The organism is Streptococcus oralis (assembly GCF_021497885.1).
GTDB classification, from domain to species: domain Bacteria; phylum Bacillota; class Bacilli; order Lactobacillales; family Streptococcaceae; genus Streptococcus; species Streptococcus oralis_BQ.
In genome coordinates, this window is sequence record NZ_CP046523.1 from 1,302,319 (window position 1) to 1,316,486 (window position 14,168).

The window sequence follows — 14,168 nt, forward strand, 5'->3', positions numbered from 1 at the left end:
TAATTTAAAGCTTTCTACAAGCAGTTGAAACTTGACTTTTGTTTTTTATTATTTTATAATCTAGTTATCTAAACTAGATAAAAAGGAGTTGGAAATGAATTCTAACTTTTCCTACCCAAAATGGGAAGACATTCCAAACATTGACCTCTATCTGGATCAGGTTTTGCTTTATGTCAATCAAGTCTGTGCCCCTATCTCTCCAGATAAAGACAAGGGGCTAACAGCATCCATGGTCAATAACTATGTCAAACATGGTTACCTGACAAAGCCAGACAAGAAAAAATACCAACGCAAACAGATTGCCCGTTTGATTGCCATCACCACTCTCAAGTCTGTCTTTTCGATCCAAGAAATCGCTCAGACCCTCAATACTCTGCAAACTCAAGCAAGCTCAGACCAGCTCTACGACGCTTTTGTGGACTACATGAACCATGGGATTGATCCAGAAAATCCTATTATCCAAACCAGCTGTCAAACGGTTAAACTCTATCATCAAACTCTAGACTTAATCCTTATCAAAGAAGAGGAGGAAATCCAATGAATACCAGTCTAAAACTCAGTAAAAAACTCAGTTTTGGAGAGGAGATTGCCAATAGCGTGACACATGCTGTCGGTGCCGTTATCATGCTCATCTTGCTCCCTATTTCATCCACCTATAGTTATGAAGCACACGGATTTTTGTCATCTTTTGGCGTTTCTATCTTTGTTATCAGTCTCTTTCTCATGTTCCTCTCGTCAACCATTTACCACTCTATGGCCTATGGTTCGACCCACAAATACGTCTTACGAATCATCGACCATTCTATGATTTATGTGGCTATCGCAGGCTCTTATACGCCGGTCGTCTTGACCTTGATGAATAACTGGTTTGGCTATCTGATCATTGCCATTCAGTGGGGAACGACCATCTTTGGCATCCTCTATAAAATTTTTGCTAAAAAGGTCAATGAGAAATTCAGCCTTGCCCTTTACCTGATTATGGGCTGGTTGGTTCTGGCTATCATTCCTGCCATTATCAGTCAAACGACGCCAATTTTCTGGAGTCTCATGGTAACTGGCGGACTCTGTTATACAGTTGGAGCTGGATTTTACGCTAAGAAAAAACCCTATTTCCACATGATTTGGCATCTCTTTATCCTAGCAGCATCTGCACTCCAGTACATTGCTATTGTTTATTTCATGTAAAAAAGTTGAGAATCTTTTCTCAACTTTTTTCTTTACACATATTGATAAAATACTGGTGCAAGCGAACATCATCTGTCAATTCTGGATGAAAAGAGGTTACCAGCATGTTCTGTTCTTGAGCTGCAACGATTTGATCGTCTACAGTTGCTAGAATTTCTACACCCTCTCCAAGACTGCTGATAATCGGACCACGGATAAAGGTCATCGGAATCTGACCAACTCCCTTACATTCTGCTTCTGTATAAAAACTTCCTAGTTGGCGCCCATAGGCATTGCGCTCAACTACTATGTCCATAGTTCCAAGATGACTTTCTTCCTGAGAAGTGATTTCCTTAGCCAGCAAGATTAAGCCCGCACAAGTTCCAAAGACTGGTAAGACATTGAGAATAGCTTCTCTTAGGGGAAGCAGCATCTGCTGGTCACGCAAGAGCTTGCCCATAGCTGTAGACTCACCGCCAGGTAATATCAAACCGGACAAGTCACTCTGATGGTGTTGAAAATCATCTAAATTTCTGATTTCGACACTAACAACACCTAACTTTTCTAGCACTTTTGCATGTTCTGCAAAGGCGCCTTGCAAGGCTAGTATTCCGATTTTCATCTATTTTCCTCGCTCTGCCATAAGAATTTGGATTTCATTCTCATTAATACCAACCATGGCTTCCCCTAGGTCTTCAGAGATTTGAGCCAGAATTTGAGGATTTTGGTAGTTGGTTACGGCCTTGACAATAGCACTTGCTCGTTTAACAGGATCTCCTGACTTAAAAATACCTGAACCGACAAAGACGCCCTCTGCCCCCAATTGCATCATCAGAGCAGCATCTGCTGGTGTTGCAACACCTCCGGCTGCAAAGTTGACAACTGGTAATTTTCCATGTTCGTGGACGTATTGGACCAATTTAACAGGAACTTGCAAGTCCTTTGCAGCCACATAGAGTTCATCTTCGCGTAGGTTTTGAATCCGTCGAATTTCTTGATTCATCATACGCATATGTCGAACAGCTTGGACGATATCTCCTGTACCCGGTTCTCCTTTTGTCCGAATCATAGAAGCTCCTTCAGCGATACGACGCAAGGCTTCACCCAAATCCTTAGCACCACAGACAAAAGGAACTTGGAATTCTTTCTTGTCCACATGGAAACGGTCATCAGCTGGAGACAGCACTTCACTCTCATCGATATAGTCAATCTCAATAGCCTCTAAAATCTGAGCTTCAACAAAATGCCCGATTCTAACCTTGGCCATCACTGGAATACTGACCGCTTTTTGGATTTCCTTAATCATCTTTGGATCGCTCATACGGGAAACTCCTCCAGCTGCACGAATATCAGCTGGAATTCGCTCCAAGGCCATAACAGCTGCCGCACCAGCAGCCTCTGCGATACGAGCCTGTTCAGGGTTCTGAACGTCCATGATAACCCCACCTTTGAGCATCTGTGCCAAGTTTTTATTTAGTTCATAACGATTTTCAGTCATTTCTTTTTCCTCATCATTTGTATTGGTAGCTACCATTTCATTTTAAGTCAGAACAGAGTGAAGTACAAGATAGAAAAATAATATTTGTCTGGGTACAGATTGACAAAAAAAACTACCTGACCTTCAGTTAAGGCCAGATAGTTCATCCATTTCTATTTTTCAGCTGTAAGTGCAGCCATTGTAATGTAGTTGTATGGCTTGTTGAAGTGTGGCAAGAAGAATAAGTCTGTCAAAGCCAACTTGTCAATTGTCACATGCTCTTGGATAGCAAGTGAGAACATATGGATTCCCATGCTGATTGCAGAATCACGAGACACCATTTGCGCACCTAGAATTTCACGGCTGTCTTTATCAAAAACAATCTTAATCGCAACTTCGTGGTTATCATGCTTCATAAATTCTGGTTTTTGAAGATCGTTAAAGCCTGTTTCAGTTGCATTGTAACCTGCTGCTTTTGCTTTTTCAAGAGTCAAACCAGTTGAAACCATGTGAAGACCATAGATTGAAATACCGTTTGATCCTTGCACACCGATTCCTTCCAATTCATGTCCACAAGCATTGTAAGCACCAACGATACCAGTACGTACAGCGTTAGATGCAAGAGCGATGTAGCTAGTGTCTTTACGAGCATTGTCATAAACAGTCGCACAGTCACCAACAGCGTATACACCTGGGATAGATGTTTCTTGTTTCTTGTCTACAAGGTAGGCACCGTTGCGGAAGAGTTCAATCTTACCGTCAGCAAGAGCTGTATTGGGACGGAAACCAACAGCAAGAACCACCATATCCACATCAAATGTTTCTTTGTCTGTTACCAAGCGTTCAACTTTACCATCACCTTGGATTGCTTTAACTGTTTGACCAAGAGCCAAGCGGATGTTGTGGTCTTCCAAGTTTTTCGCCATCAATTGAGTGAAGTCTTTGTCGTAGTAGCCGTTCAAAACAGTATCTACGATATCAACAAGCACCACTTCTTTGCCAAGACGTTCGAAAGCTTCAGCCAGTTCAACACCGATATAACCACCACCAACAACAGCGATGCGCTCAAGGTGTTTGCTCTTGTCAGCAAGTTTGTTGATAACTTCTTCAGCGTTTTGGTACAATTTAACAAATTGAACATTTTCAAGTGTTGCTTTAAATTCGCGGTTGCCCTTAACAATTTCAACACCTTCGATTGGAGGCAAGATTGGAGTTGAACCAGTAGCAAAGATCAATTTGTCGTAAGATTCTTTATGTTCTTGACCTTCAACCTCTGCAGTCACAACTTTATTGTCATAGTCGATTGAAAGAACAGGTGAGTTCATGTACACTTTAGCACCTTTTGCTTCCAATTTTTCTTTATCAGAGTAGAACAAGCCTTCTGCTCCATCAATTTGTTCCCCGATCCAAAGCGCCATTCCACAACCAAGGAATGAAATATTTGAGTTTTGATCAAATACAACGATTTCATTTTCATGTCCAAAGTTGTCCAACATAGTGTTGATACATGCTGTACCAGCGTGGTTAGCACCAACTACAACGATTTTACTCATAGAATAATTCCACCTTTAAAATTTAATTTACCCTCCTAGTATATCATTTACTGTTAGCGTTTACAAGGTATTTGCTTGGAATTCTCTTTTTTTCAGAAAAAATTATTCTTTATTATATTGTTTGTTTCATTTCCTTCCAATTTTTAAGCATATTTCTTGACTTTTGTTAAAATTTATTTGTGAAAACGCTGACTTTATGGTATGCTAGATACATGGAAAGAAAATGTAAGGGGTTAAATTTTCTATTAATCTAACTTATCTTGAATGATTTCCTACAAGAAGAAAGGAGTTGGTAGCTTGCCTCTTCGTTCTCGTTCTGAACGGCTGATGGGAACAACTATCACTATTTCATTAGTAGATGAGCAGGCAGAAACCCTGCTTCAAGGTGCTTTTGACTTGCTCAAAGAGCTCGAATACCGCTTCAACGCCAACAGTCAAGAATCCGAACTGATGGAAATCAACTACCAGGCTGGAATCGCGCCTGTTAAGGTCCATCCTGACCTATTTGAACTGATTGCTCTTGGATTAGAACATAGTCTAGCTCCATCTAGCCACCTCAATATCAGTATTGGCCCCTTGATTCAAACCTGGCGAATCGGCTTTGCAGATGCACGGCTCCCAGAGCTAAACGAAATCGAAGCCGTCTTGCCTCTAGTTGACCCACATTTTATCAAGTTGGATCCGACTAACTCTACTGTTTTTTTAGAGAAGAAAGGAATGAAGCTTGATTTAGGTTGTTTAGCCAAGGGCTATAGTGCAGATAAGGTTGCCCAGTATTTGAAAGAGCACGGTGTCACCTCTGCCTTGATCAATCTCGGAGGAAATATCCTCACTATCGGGAATAACCAAGCCAAAGAAGGGAATGCCTGGCAGATTGGTATTCAAGATCCGCGAAATCCGCGTGGCAATCATCTCCTAACTATCCCTGCTTCTAACAAATCCGTTGTCACTTCAGGTATTTATGAACGCCACCTGACAGTAGATGGAAAAGACTATCACCATATCTTTGATAGTGAGACAGGCTTTCCTGTCGAAACCGTTCTTGCTAGCCTAACGATTGTCTCTGATAAATCCGTTGATGGTGAGATATGGACAACACGCCTTTTCGGAGAACGAAGCGCTTCTATCCTCTGGCAAGTCGAAAGTATAGATGGGATTGAAGCCATCCTCATCGACAAAGAGGGACGCCTTGCTTGTTCTTCAGGCCTTCAAAATTGTATTATGTAAAAAGAGAAAGGAAATCTCATGCTAAAACTTATTGCCATTGTTGGAACGAACTCTAAACGTTCTACAAACCGCCAATTGCTCCAATACATGCAAAAACACTTTGCGGATAAAGCTGAAATTGAACTCGTTGAAATCAAGGACATCCCTGTTTTCAACAAACCAGCAGATAAACTTCTTCCTGCTGAAATTCTTGAAATTGCAGCCAAAATCGAAGCATCTGATGGTGTGATTATCGGTACTCCTGAGTACGACCACTCTATCCCTGCAGTTTTGATGAGCGCTCTCGCTTGGCTATCTTACGGTATCTACCCACTTTTGAACAAACCAATCATGATCACTGGTGCTTCCTATGGTACACTTGGTTCATCTCGTGCCCAATTACAACTTCGTCAAATCTTGAATGCTCCTGAAATCAAGGCAAATGTTCTTCCAGATGAATTCTTGCTCTCACACTCTCTTCAAGCATTTAACCCAAGTGGTGACTTGGTTGACCTTGACGTCATCAAGAAATTGGATGCCATCTTTGATGACTTCCGTATCTTTGTGAAAATTACTGAAAAATTGCGTAATGCACAAGAATTGCTTCGCAAAGATGCAGAAGAATTTGACTGGGAAAATTTGTAAGATAGGAGACCGAAAGAATGAAATTTGTTGGACTTGTTGGATCAAACTACGATCAATCATATAACCGCAAACTCTTGGAATTTATCCGTCGCAATTTCAAATTCAAATTTGAATTAGAAGTTCTTGAAATTGACGAAGTTCCAATGTTTAACCAAGACGAAAAATGGGACGAAAGCTTCCAATTGCGTTTCTTGTATAACAAGATTACACGTGCTGATGGTGTCATTATCGCTACTCCTGAGCACAACCACACTATCTCAGCTTCTCTCAAATCTGTACTTGAATGGCTTTCATACGAAGTTCATCCATTTGAAAACAAGCCTGTTATGATTGTGGGTGCATCATACTATGACCAAGGAACATCACGTGCCCAAGTTCACCTTCGTAAAATCCTTGATGCTCCAGGTGTCAATGCCTACACGCTTCCAGGTAACGAATTCCTTCTTGGTAAAGCTAAGGAAGCTTTTGATAACAACGGAAATATCACTAACGAAGGAACTGTTAAATTCCTTGAAACTTGCTTAGATAACTTTGTAAAATACGTAGGAGTCGTTTCGAAATTGAAAAAACCAAAACCAATCGAACCAGAAGACTTGGATTGTGGAAAACCAATTGCTACAACCATTACTGAAGTTGATCCTGACGATCCAGAATGGGTAGAAAAAGTTGCAGCAATCACTGGAGCTGTTTCTGGTGATACCTATGTCAAACTGGACCACGGTATCCTTACAGTTAACCAAATTGATATGTTCTTGAAAGCTATGCCATTTGAATTGACATACGCTGACGACAACAACCAATTCCTCTACTACAACAACGCTCACCAAGATCCAGACACTATGTTCGCTAAACGTGTACCACCTCAATCAGGTAGCCGTATGTCGACTGTTCATGGATCCCTCCCACCAGCACGTATGAAGAACGTAGAGTGGGTTATCGGAACACTTCGCAACGGAAACCAAGAATACGTTCGTACGATTGTTCCAGGTTCTCCTGCAGGTGTCATCAACACCCACAACTACCAAGCAATGTACTATCCTGATGGATCATACGCTGGTATCAATGAAATCGTCTTTAACTTCCAACCATGGCTTGACTGGTACCTAAAAGAAACTGGTCAACGTTTGGTGGGTGGTAGCGGACCATTTGCTCCTGCAGCTGGAGGTCATGGAGACGCCGATGCTACTTCTGGCGCTTCTGATTCAGGGGATGCTGGAGGCCACGGTGGTGACGCTGACGCTACTTCTGGCGCAAGCAACTAAGAAACCAAAAAGGAGCCACTTGGCTCCTTCTTTTATTACAACAGAAAAAGGGCTTGTAAATCATCTACAGCCCCCTTTCATTTTATGAGTTTGGATCATCTAAACTACGGCCGTGCAAACCTTTTTCACGTTGTACTTGGCGTAGCTTTTCTGGTGTGACGTCATTTCCTTCCTCGTCCACAATTTTAATTCCTTCAATGTGGTGACGAACAGAACGACGATAGCCTTCGATGTACTCCTCACGAAGTTTAGCTTGTTCCACTTTTTCAGCAGAAGTTAAGCCTTCTGTTTTTTTCTTTTTAGCAAGCTCGTTGATACGAGCGATTTTTTTCGGATCCATGTTTCTCTCCTTTGTGATAAGTCAAAGTCCGTTTATCAAATTTTATTTAGTATTAATTTGGTTAAAACGTGCAAGTTTAGCGGCTTTCTTGGTTAATTGCGACAAGATAGCCAAGCGATTTTGTCGGACAGTCTGATCTTCGGCCATTACCATGGTATTTTCAAAGAAAGCATCAATAATTGGGCTAAGTGCAAAGAGTTGTTCTAATTGCTGACTTGCAGTACCTGATAAAACAAGTGATTCTACTGCTTCCGCCAAGGCTTTCTCTTCTTCATTCTCAAAGAGAGCAGGATTAACAGTATCAGTTCCTTCGGCTTTTTCAGCCAAGTTGAAAGCACGTGAGAGGGATTCAACAGATGGTTTGAAGTCTTCTTTCTTGCTTGCTTCGACAAGAGAACTTGCTGTTTCTAGCATATCCGCCACAACAAAGTTTGAACCTGCGAGAACTGCTTCCTTAATGTCTTTTGGAGTAGAACCCATCATCTTATCAACACGAGCCTTGATAAAGTCCATGACTTCTGCTTTATTTTCATAAGTCAAGCTGTCAAATTTCAAAGTATAAAGGCTATCAATCAACTCATCCATAGCAATGTGCCAACCAAAAGCATCCAAGATACGAACTACACCTTGAGTCGCACGGCGAAGGGCATAAGGGTCATTAGAACCTGAAGGAATCAAGCCTACTGTGAAGAAACTCAAAATCGTATCCAATTTGTCTGCAATGGCTAGAATGGCTCCAACCTTGCTCTCTGGAAGTTCTCCTTCGGCTGATGTAGGCAAATAGTGTTCACGAATGGCAGCCGCAACTGCTGGAGTTTCCCCAGCAAGAAGGGCATATTTCTCACCCATAATACCTTGGAGTTCATCAAACTCACCAACCATACCTGTCAACAAGTCAAACTTGTAAATGGCTGCTGCACGAGCTAGGTCAACTGTTTCATCCACTGACAAACCAGCTTTTTCTGCCAAGAGAATGGCAAGCTGCCCCGTACGAATCATGTGTTCACGAAGGGAACCAATCTTTTCGTGGAAGGTCACATGGTTCAATTTTTCAACAAGATCTGAAATGACCAATTTTTGGTCTTCACGCCAGAAGAATTCACCGTCTTCCAAGCGGGCAACTAGGACTTTTTCATTCCCCTTGATGACATTTTCCAAATACTCTGCGTTTCCGTTACGGACTGAAATGAAGTTTGGCAAGAGCTTGCCATCTTGATCACGAACAACGAAGTAACGTTGGTGTTCTTTCATCGAAGTCACCAAAACTTCTTCTGGAACTTCAAGGTATTTGGCATCAAAACTTCCCATAAAGGCAGTTGGGTATTCAACCAAGTTCAAGACTTCGTTCAGCAAGTCGGCATCAATTTCGATACGTACGCCATGTTCAGCTTCGATTGCTTTGATTTGGTCAACAATCATTTGCTCACGTTCACGAGGATCTGCGATTACAAACTGCTTACGAAGGTCTTCTTCGTAGCTCAATGCTGACTGAATCTTGGTTTCTTGTCCCAGGAAACGATGGCCACGGCTTACACGACCGCCCTTGATATCAAGGAAATCCAAATCAAACTCTTCTTCATCTAAAAGAACAGTCAAAGTGTGAACAGGACGGATATATTCAAAAGTATTGTTAGCCCAGTGCATGCTAACAGGGAAAGTCAATGACTTTAAGACATCTACTACACCAGGAACGATAGATTCAACTGGTTGCCCCACTTCTTCCTTGGTAACATAGACATATTCTTCACCCTTGATTTCACGGAATTCAATATCTTCAACCGTCAAGCCTTTTCCACGGACAAATCCTTGAGCTGCTTTGGTGAAGTTTCCATCGCTATCCAAGGCAATTTTCTTTGCTGGACCCTTGAAATCTTCTGTCAAATCAGACTGTTTGTCTGCAAGACCAGTCACACGAACAGCCAAACGACGTGGTGTTGAGAAGGTTTGAATGGCTTCAAAAGACAGGCGGTTTTCCTTGAGGAAGGCTGCCATTTTTTCACCTAGTTGTTTTTCACTAGGAGTTACTACGTAGGCTGGTAACTCTTCAAGACCGAGTTCTACTAATAAGTTTTTTGTCATGTTTTTTCCTTTACATTTTCTTCAATCTTTTTTGATATGCACCTTAGGTACTGGGGACGTCGCTAACTAACTTTTGTGAGTCTGTAAGGAAATCTTATACCAAATAAACTAAGATTTCCAACAGTCTCATCAAAGTGGATTTAGCTGACTGATTTTTGAACCCAAGGTTTCAAAAATCCCCACACAACAGTACGGCGGCGCCATATCCCTCTAGCAAGTCTTCGACTTGCCTCTAACGATTTTAGAGCACAGTATTACTTACTATTCTGCGTCTTCTGCTAAGAGTTTAGCTCGTGTTGCTTCATCCAAAAGTGGATAGCCTAGGCGTTTGCGTTCTGCGACAAAGGTCTTAGCTACGATACGGGCCAAGTTACGGATACGAGCGATATAGCCAGCGCGCTCTGTTACGGATACGGCACCACGCGCGTCAAGTAGGTTAAAGGTATGTGAACATTTGAGAACATAGTCATAGGCAGGGTGAACCAAGCCTTCTTTTAATGCACGACCAGCTTCTTTTTCAAACTTATCAAAGTTTTCAAGCAACATTTCTTGGTCTGAAATTTCAAATGAATATTTTGAATGCTCGTACTCAGGCTGGATGAAAATTTCTCCATATTTTACGCCATCGGCCCACTCGATATCATAAACAGAGTCCACTTCTTGAATGTAAGAAGCCAAACGTTCCAAACCATAGGTAACTTCCGCAGTCACAGGGCCAGTTGCCAATCCACCAACTTGTTGGAAATAAGTGAACTGAGTGATTTCCATCCCATCAAGCCAAACTTCCCATCCAAGACCAGCTGAACCAGTAGAAGGGTTTTCCCAGTTGTCCTCAACGAAACGAATATCGTGTTCCAAAGGGTTGATTCCCAATTTTTCTAAAGACTCAAGGTACAGTTCTTGGATATTTGATGGAGAAGGCTTCATGACCACTTGGAATTGGTGGTGTTGGTAAAGACGGTTAGGGTTTTCTCCGTAACGACCGTCAGCAGGACGACGTGATGGCTCTACATAAGCCGCATTCCATGGCTCAGGCCCAATAGCACGAAGGAAAGTGTAAGGGCTCATTGTCCCCGCACCTTTTTCATTATCATAAGCCTGCATGAGCATACAACCTTGGTCATTCCAAAACTGTTGCAAAGTAAGGATGATTTCCTGGAAAGTCAATTTTTTAGACATTATTTACTCCTTTTTTTATAAATTACTTGCGACACGAGTCTGCCTCGTCGATTATCCGAGGCAAGACGAGTTAGTACTGCGTCTAGCTCAGCACCCTAGTGCTGAACGTGGGGCAGCCCGACTGTAAGGAGGTCTCTGCCACTGACGCAGTGAAATGTTAATTTCTTAGACATTGTTTACTCCTTTAGTTTATATTATCTTTTTAAATTTATTTATCAAGCAACCAAGAAAAAGCTAGATCCTGAAAAATATGACGTTTAGGAACAGTTTGTAAATTCTGATTGCATTCATCTACTGTACCCAATTTCAAAGCACAAACTTCTGGTACATCTTCTTGAATAGTGAAAATTTGACTGTGACAGTTCTGGCAGTAATAGCGTTGTTTCCCTGGAGATGAACTATAAGTAACTAAATTCTTTTCTCCATACAATACTAAATTTTTGCTGCTAACTTTGGCATTCACTGTATAAGCAGATGCAGTTGCTTTCCGACAGAATGAGCAATGACAAAAAACTAATTCCGACAATTCCTCATCTAAAGTGTAGGTGACTGCTTTACATAAACAAGATCCTTTAAGCATTATGCTCCTTTCTACTTAGGTATTAGACGAAATTCAAAAAGAACCGAATTTCAACACCCAAGTCTTGCGACTAGGGGCGTCAGAAACGCGGTTCCACCCTATTTTATTACTTCATTGTTTTTTAAAATACGACAGAAAGCGCCAGTTTCTTACCTTGTCCTACTTGGCTCCCACTATCCCAAGCTCGCTTGAAGAACGCCATAAGACTTTCTTTCTTGTTGATTATTATATCAGAAAGAGAGAAAATTTACAATTCTTTTTCTTACTTTCTAAAAATCCATCTCATCCACACGAGGTGCGCCAGAAGTCACTGAAATCGTCTTTAAGATCTCTCGCTCTTCTTTGCTGAGTTCAATCCCAAAACAGTCAAGATTGCTCTGGATGCGAGAGGCTGTTACTGACTTGGGTAACGGTAAAAACTCTTCTGCCAAACTCCAAGCCAAGGCAATTTGAGCCACTGATTTCCCATGCTTAGTAGCAATTTCTTGGACTTCCTTCTGTTCAAACAACTCTCCTTGCCCAAATGGTCCCCAAGCCTCTAAGAGAATTCCTTTCTCTCTACAGTAGTCAACCACTTCCTCTTGATAAACTCCTGGTGCCAAACGTACCTGATTGACCGCTGGAATAATTCTTGCTGTCTCAAGCAAGGCATCCAAATGATGAGGAAGGAAATTACTAACGCCGATAGCACGAATCTTGCCTTCTTTGTAAAGGTCCTCCATCGCTCTCCAGACTTCAGCATTACGAGTTTTCCATTCGTCGTTTTTTCTTAATGGTTTTGGATTTGGCCAATGGATAAGGTACAAGTCTAGATAATCCAATCTCAGTTTTTCCATTGATTCCTCAAAAGCTTGGCGAGCTTCTTCGTAGCTGTGATTGGTATTCCAAAGTTTGGTCGTTACAAAGATTTCTTGGCGTGGAATACCGCTATCTCGTATAGCACAGCCAACGCTCTCCTCATTTTGATAGATAGCCGCAGTATCGATATGTCGATAGCCAGCTTTTAATGCTTCTAAAACGGCTTGGTAGGCTACCTCTCCATTTTCAGCTTTCCATGTTCCAAATCCTAGAACAGGAATTGAAATTCCATTATTAAGGGTGTAAGATTTCATCGTTTTACCTTTCTATGTGAAGAAAATCTAAAGAAACAAAATCCTGATTATCAGAACACTTGCCCCTTTAGATTTTAACAATTATTGATCACGATCGTAATAGATCTCGTGAGCTTTCAAGCGAGAATTGAGCAATTCCGGAATAGTCACAAATGTATAACCTTGCTCTTTCAGATATTCTATAATCTTTGGAAGAGCATTAACTGTAGCGCCATGAATATCATGCATAAGAACAATCGATCCATTACGAACTTGATGCTGAATCTCTGTTAAAATAGCAGTTTCATTCTTGCTCTTCCAGTCCAAACTATCTACATTCCACATGATAAAACTCAAATCCAGACTATTACGAATATCATCTGTAATCGCTCCGTAAGGAGGTCGCATAAGTTTAGAACTCGAACCTAAAACTTTGGTCAAGGAATCTTCTGTATCCGTGATTTGTTTTTTAGCATCTTCCAGAGACAATTTGGAAAGAACGGGATGATCCCAGCTATGGTTTCCTACAACATGGCCTTCCGATTTCATTCGTTTCAGAAGTTCTTCATTACCCGAGATGTTTTTACCAAGTACAAAAAAGGTTGCCTTTACACCATACTTAGCCAAGGTATCCAAAGCCTGAGTAGTTGTAGATGGATTTGGACCATCATCAAAAGTCAAGGCTACAACTTTTTTATTTTTCTGAGCAAAGTAAGCTTGGTAAAGTTCAGCATCTTTCTCAAGCAGATAGGATGACTCAATAACATCAAAGAAACTGGATATTGGTAAAGCAATTTCCTCCAGAGCCTCTCCTGAGTTCGCTGGATAAAGGATGAGTTGGCTATCTTTATAGTCAAAGCTCCAAGACGTCAATTCTTGGTCTGTGAAGTTTTTTAGAACCTGATCCATTTTTGTCTGGTCAAGTTTCTTATCTTCTAGAGTTGATTTGATTTGACTCAGCAAGAGTTCCTTGGCCTTGCTTGCATCTTTGAAAAGTTTACTCAGATCAAAAATTTTCCCATCTTCAGTCAAGAAAACTTTTCCTAAAGAAGTCTTTTCTTTTTCCTCCACTTTTGAAGCAGACAAATCGTAAACTTGCTTACTAATATTACGAGCCACAACTCCCTTTAAAACAGGATCCAACTGCTCCGTATAATAAAAAACCAAATCTTCTTTATCTTCCAGCTTTTCCTTAATATCCTGGTTGATTTTTTCTCTAACAGATGCAATGACTTCTTCTCCTTGAAGAGGGTAGTAGACAATCACTTCGGCTTGACCTTTTCGGAAATGGTCTTTCTGACTACCTGCGTTGAATTGTTGATCTTTTTCACTTTTTAGCGCTTCAATTTTTTGTTCATAAGATTGCTTTTGTAGAACCTTGTGACCAATGACACCACCTAGGCAGATCATAGCAAGACTTAAAATACCTACTAAAACCAGTAATACATTTCTCTTTTTATCGTGGGAAACACGCTTCTCTCTATTTTTCTTCATACCTCCATCATATCAAATCAGAACTATAATTTCAATGATAAATCGATATTCTTCTATTTTTGAAAGAAATAATAAAAAGCCTAGATGATCTAAGCTTT

General features: G+C 41.1%; 14 protein-coding genes. 5 read left to right on the forward strand and 9 right to left on the reverse strand.

Annotated features, from left to right (window positions below):
• Nucleotides 1–94: 94 nt before the first annotated feature.
• Nucleotides 95–541, forward strand: coding sequence for a DUF1836 domain-containing protein (locus GOM48_RS06665; protein WP_001087578.1), 447 nt, complete (start codon nucleotides 95–97; stop codon nucleotides 539–541).
• Nucleotides 538–1,185 (forward strand): PAQR family membrane homeostasis protein TrhA, encoded by a 648-nt coding sequence (gene trhA, locus GOM48_RS06670; RefSeq protein ID WP_001097971.1) that lies wholly within the window; start codon nucleotides 538–540, stop codon nucleotides 1,183–1,185. The genes GOM48_RS06665 and trhA overlap by 4 nt, the downstream gene beginning before the upstream one ends.
• Nucleotides 1,186–1,204: 19 nt before the next feature.
• On the opposite strand, the gene pdxT is transcribed toward trhA, so the two are convergent.
• The 3 genes from pdxT to nox form a co-directional block, all read right to left on the reverse strand.
• A complete protein-coding gene (pdxT, locus tag GOM48_RS06675; RefSeq protein ID WP_235096529.1) occupies nucleotides 1,205–1,786 on the reverse strand; it encodes a pyridoxal 5'-phosphate synthase glutaminase subunit PdxT in 582 nt (193 codons plus the stop codon).
• Nucleotides 1,787–2,662, reverse strand: coding sequence for a pyridoxal 5'-phosphate synthase lyase subunit PdxS (pdxS, locus tag GOM48_RS06680; protein ID WP_235096547.1), 876 nt, complete (start codon nucleotides 2,660–2,662; stop codon nucleotides 1,787–1,789).
• A 152-nt stretch (nucleotides 2,663–2,814) separates the two neighbouring features.
• On the reverse strand, nucleotides 2,815–4,194 hold the full coding sequence (gene nox / locus GOM48_RS06685; protein WP_235096556.1) for a H2O-forming NADH oxidase: 1,380 nt from the start codon (nucleotides 4,192–4,194) through the stop codon (nucleotides 2,815–2,817).
• A 297-nt stretch (nucleotides 4,195–4,491) separates the two neighbouring features.
• Between nox and GOM48_RS06690 the strand changes: the two genes are divergently transcribed.
• The 3 genes from GOM48_RS06690 to GOM48_RS06700 are packed head-to-tail and all read left to right on the forward strand — an operon-like array spanning nucleotide 4,492 to nucleotide 7,307.
• Complete coding sequence (locus tag GOM48_RS06690) at nucleotides 4,492–5,421, forward strand: FAD:protein FMN transferase (RefSeq protein ID WP_235098758.1); 930 nt, start codon at nucleotides 4,492–4,494, stop codon at nucleotides 5,419–5,421.
• 18 nt (nucleotides 5,422–5,439) lie between these two features.
• Entirely contained in the window at nucleotides 5,440–6,045 is a 606-nt protein-coding gene (locus tag GOM48_RS06695; RefSeq protein WP_000915929.1) for an NADPH-dependent FMN reductase, read from the forward strand.
• A gap of 17 nt (nucleotides 6,046–6,062) precedes the next feature.
• The gene (locus GOM48_RS06700; protein ID WP_000673672.1) at nucleotides 6,063–7,307 is read left to right on the forward strand and encodes an NAD(P)H-dependent oxidoreductase; all 1,245 of its coding nucleotides are present in this window, start codon (nucleotides 6,063–6,065) and stop codon (nucleotides 7,305–7,307) included.
• An 82-nt stretch (nucleotides 7,308–7,389) separates the two neighbouring features.
• Here the strand turns inward: GOM48_RS06700 and GOM48_RS06705 are convergent, their stop codons facing one another.
• The 6 genes from GOM48_RS06705 to pgdA form a co-directional block, all read right to left on the reverse strand.
• The gene (locus GOM48_RS06705) at nucleotides 7,390–7,647 is read right to left on the reverse strand and encodes a DUF896 family protein (protein ID WP_000371291.1); all 258 of its coding nucleotides are present in this window, start codon (nucleotides 7,645–7,647) and stop codon (nucleotides 7,390–7,392) included.
• Nucleotides 7,648–7,689: 42 nt separating this feature from the next.
• Nucleotides 7,690–9,726 (reverse strand): glycine--tRNA ligase subunit beta, encoded by a 2,037-nt coding sequence (gene glyS / locus GOM48_RS06710; RefSeq protein WP_235096563.1) that lies wholly within the window; start codon nucleotides 9,724–9,726, stop codon nucleotides 7,690–7,692.
• A 261-nt stretch (nucleotides 9,727–9,987) separates the two neighbouring features.
• Nucleotides 9,988–10,905 (reverse strand): glycine--tRNA ligase subunit alpha, encoded by a 918-nt coding sequence (glyQ, locus tag GOM48_RS06715; protein ID WP_000038739.1) that lies wholly within the window; start codon nucleotides 10,903–10,905, stop codon nucleotides 9,988–9,990.
• Nucleotides 10,906–11,113: 208 nt separating this feature from the next.
• Complete coding sequence (locus GOM48_RS06720; protein WP_235096568.1) at nucleotides 11,114–11,485, reverse strand: GFA family protein; 372 nt, start codon at nucleotides 11,483–11,485, stop codon at nucleotides 11,114–11,116.
• A 269-nt stretch (nucleotides 11,486–11,754) separates the two neighbouring features.
• The gene (locus tag GOM48_RS06725; protein WP_235096569.1) at nucleotides 11,755–12,597 is read right to left on the reverse strand and encodes an aldo/keto reductase; all 843 of its coding nucleotides are present in this window, start codon (nucleotides 12,595–12,597) and stop codon (nucleotides 11,755–11,757) included.
• An 81-nt stretch (nucleotides 12,598–12,678) separates the two neighbouring features.
• The gene (gene pgdA / locus GOM48_RS06730) at nucleotides 12,679–14,070 is read right to left on the reverse strand and encodes a peptidoglycan-N-acetylglucosamine deacetylase PgdA (RefSeq protein ID WP_125453978.1); all 1,392 of its coding nucleotides are present in this window, start codon (nucleotides 14,068–14,070) and stop codon (nucleotides 12,679–12,681) included.
• Nucleotides 14,071–14,168 lie beyond the last annotated feature (98 nt).

What these genes read in the sequence shown, in the direction of transcription:
- GOM48_RS06665 (WP_001087578.1), top strand. Translation starts at nt 95, where the DNA reads ATGAATTCTAACTTTTCCTACCCAAAATGGGAAGACATTCCAAACATT.
- trhA (WP_001097971.1), top strand. Translation starts at nt 538, where the DNA reads ATGAATACCAGTCTAAAACTCAGTAAAAAACTCAGTTTTGGAGAGGAG.
- pdxT (WP_235096529.1), bottom strand. Translation starts at nt 1,786, where the DNA reads ATGAAAATCGGAATACTAGCCTTGCAAGGCGCCTTTGCAGAACATGCA.
- pdxS (WP_235096547.1), bottom strand. Translation starts at nt 2,662, where the DNA reads ATGACTGAAAATCGTTATGAACTAAATAAAAACTTGGCACAGATGCTC.
- nox (WP_235096556.1), bottom strand. Translation starts at nt 4,194, where the DNA reads ATGAGTAAAATCGTTGTAGTTGGTGCTAACCACGCTGGTACAGCATGT.
- GOM48_RS06695 (WP_000915929.1), top strand. Translation starts at nt 5,440, where the DNA reads ATGCTAAAACTTATTGCCATTGTTGGAACGAACTCTAAACGTTCTACA.
- GOM48_RS06700 (WP_000673672.1), top strand. Translation starts at nt 6,063, where the DNA reads ATGAAATTTGTTGGACTTGTTGGATCAAACTACGATCAATCATATAAC.
- GOM48_RS06705 (WP_000371291.1), bottom strand. Translation starts at nt 7,647, where the DNA reads ATGGATCCGAAAAAAATCGCTCGTATCAACGAGCTTGCTAAAAAGAAA.
- glyS (WP_235096563.1), bottom strand. Translation starts at nt 9,726, where the DNA reads ATGACAAAAAACTTATTAGTAGAACTCGGTCTTGAAGAGTTACCAGCC.
- glyQ (WP_000038739.1), bottom strand. Translation starts at nt 10,905, where the DNA reads ATGTCTAAAAAATTGACTTTCCAGGAAATCATCCTTACTTTGCAACAG.
- GOM48_RS06720 (WP_235096568.1), bottom strand. Translation starts at nt 11,485, where the DNA reads ATGCTTAAAGGATCTTGTTTATGTAAAGCAGTCACCTACACTTTAGAT.
- GOM48_RS06725 (WP_235096569.1), bottom strand. Translation starts at nt 12,597, where the DNA reads ATGAAATCTTACACCCTTAATAATGGAATTTCAATTCCTGTTCTAGGA.
- pgdA (WP_125453978.1), bottom strand. Translation starts at nt 14,070, where the DNA reads ATGAAGAAAAATAGAGAGAAGCGTGTTTCCCACGATAAAAAGAGAAAT.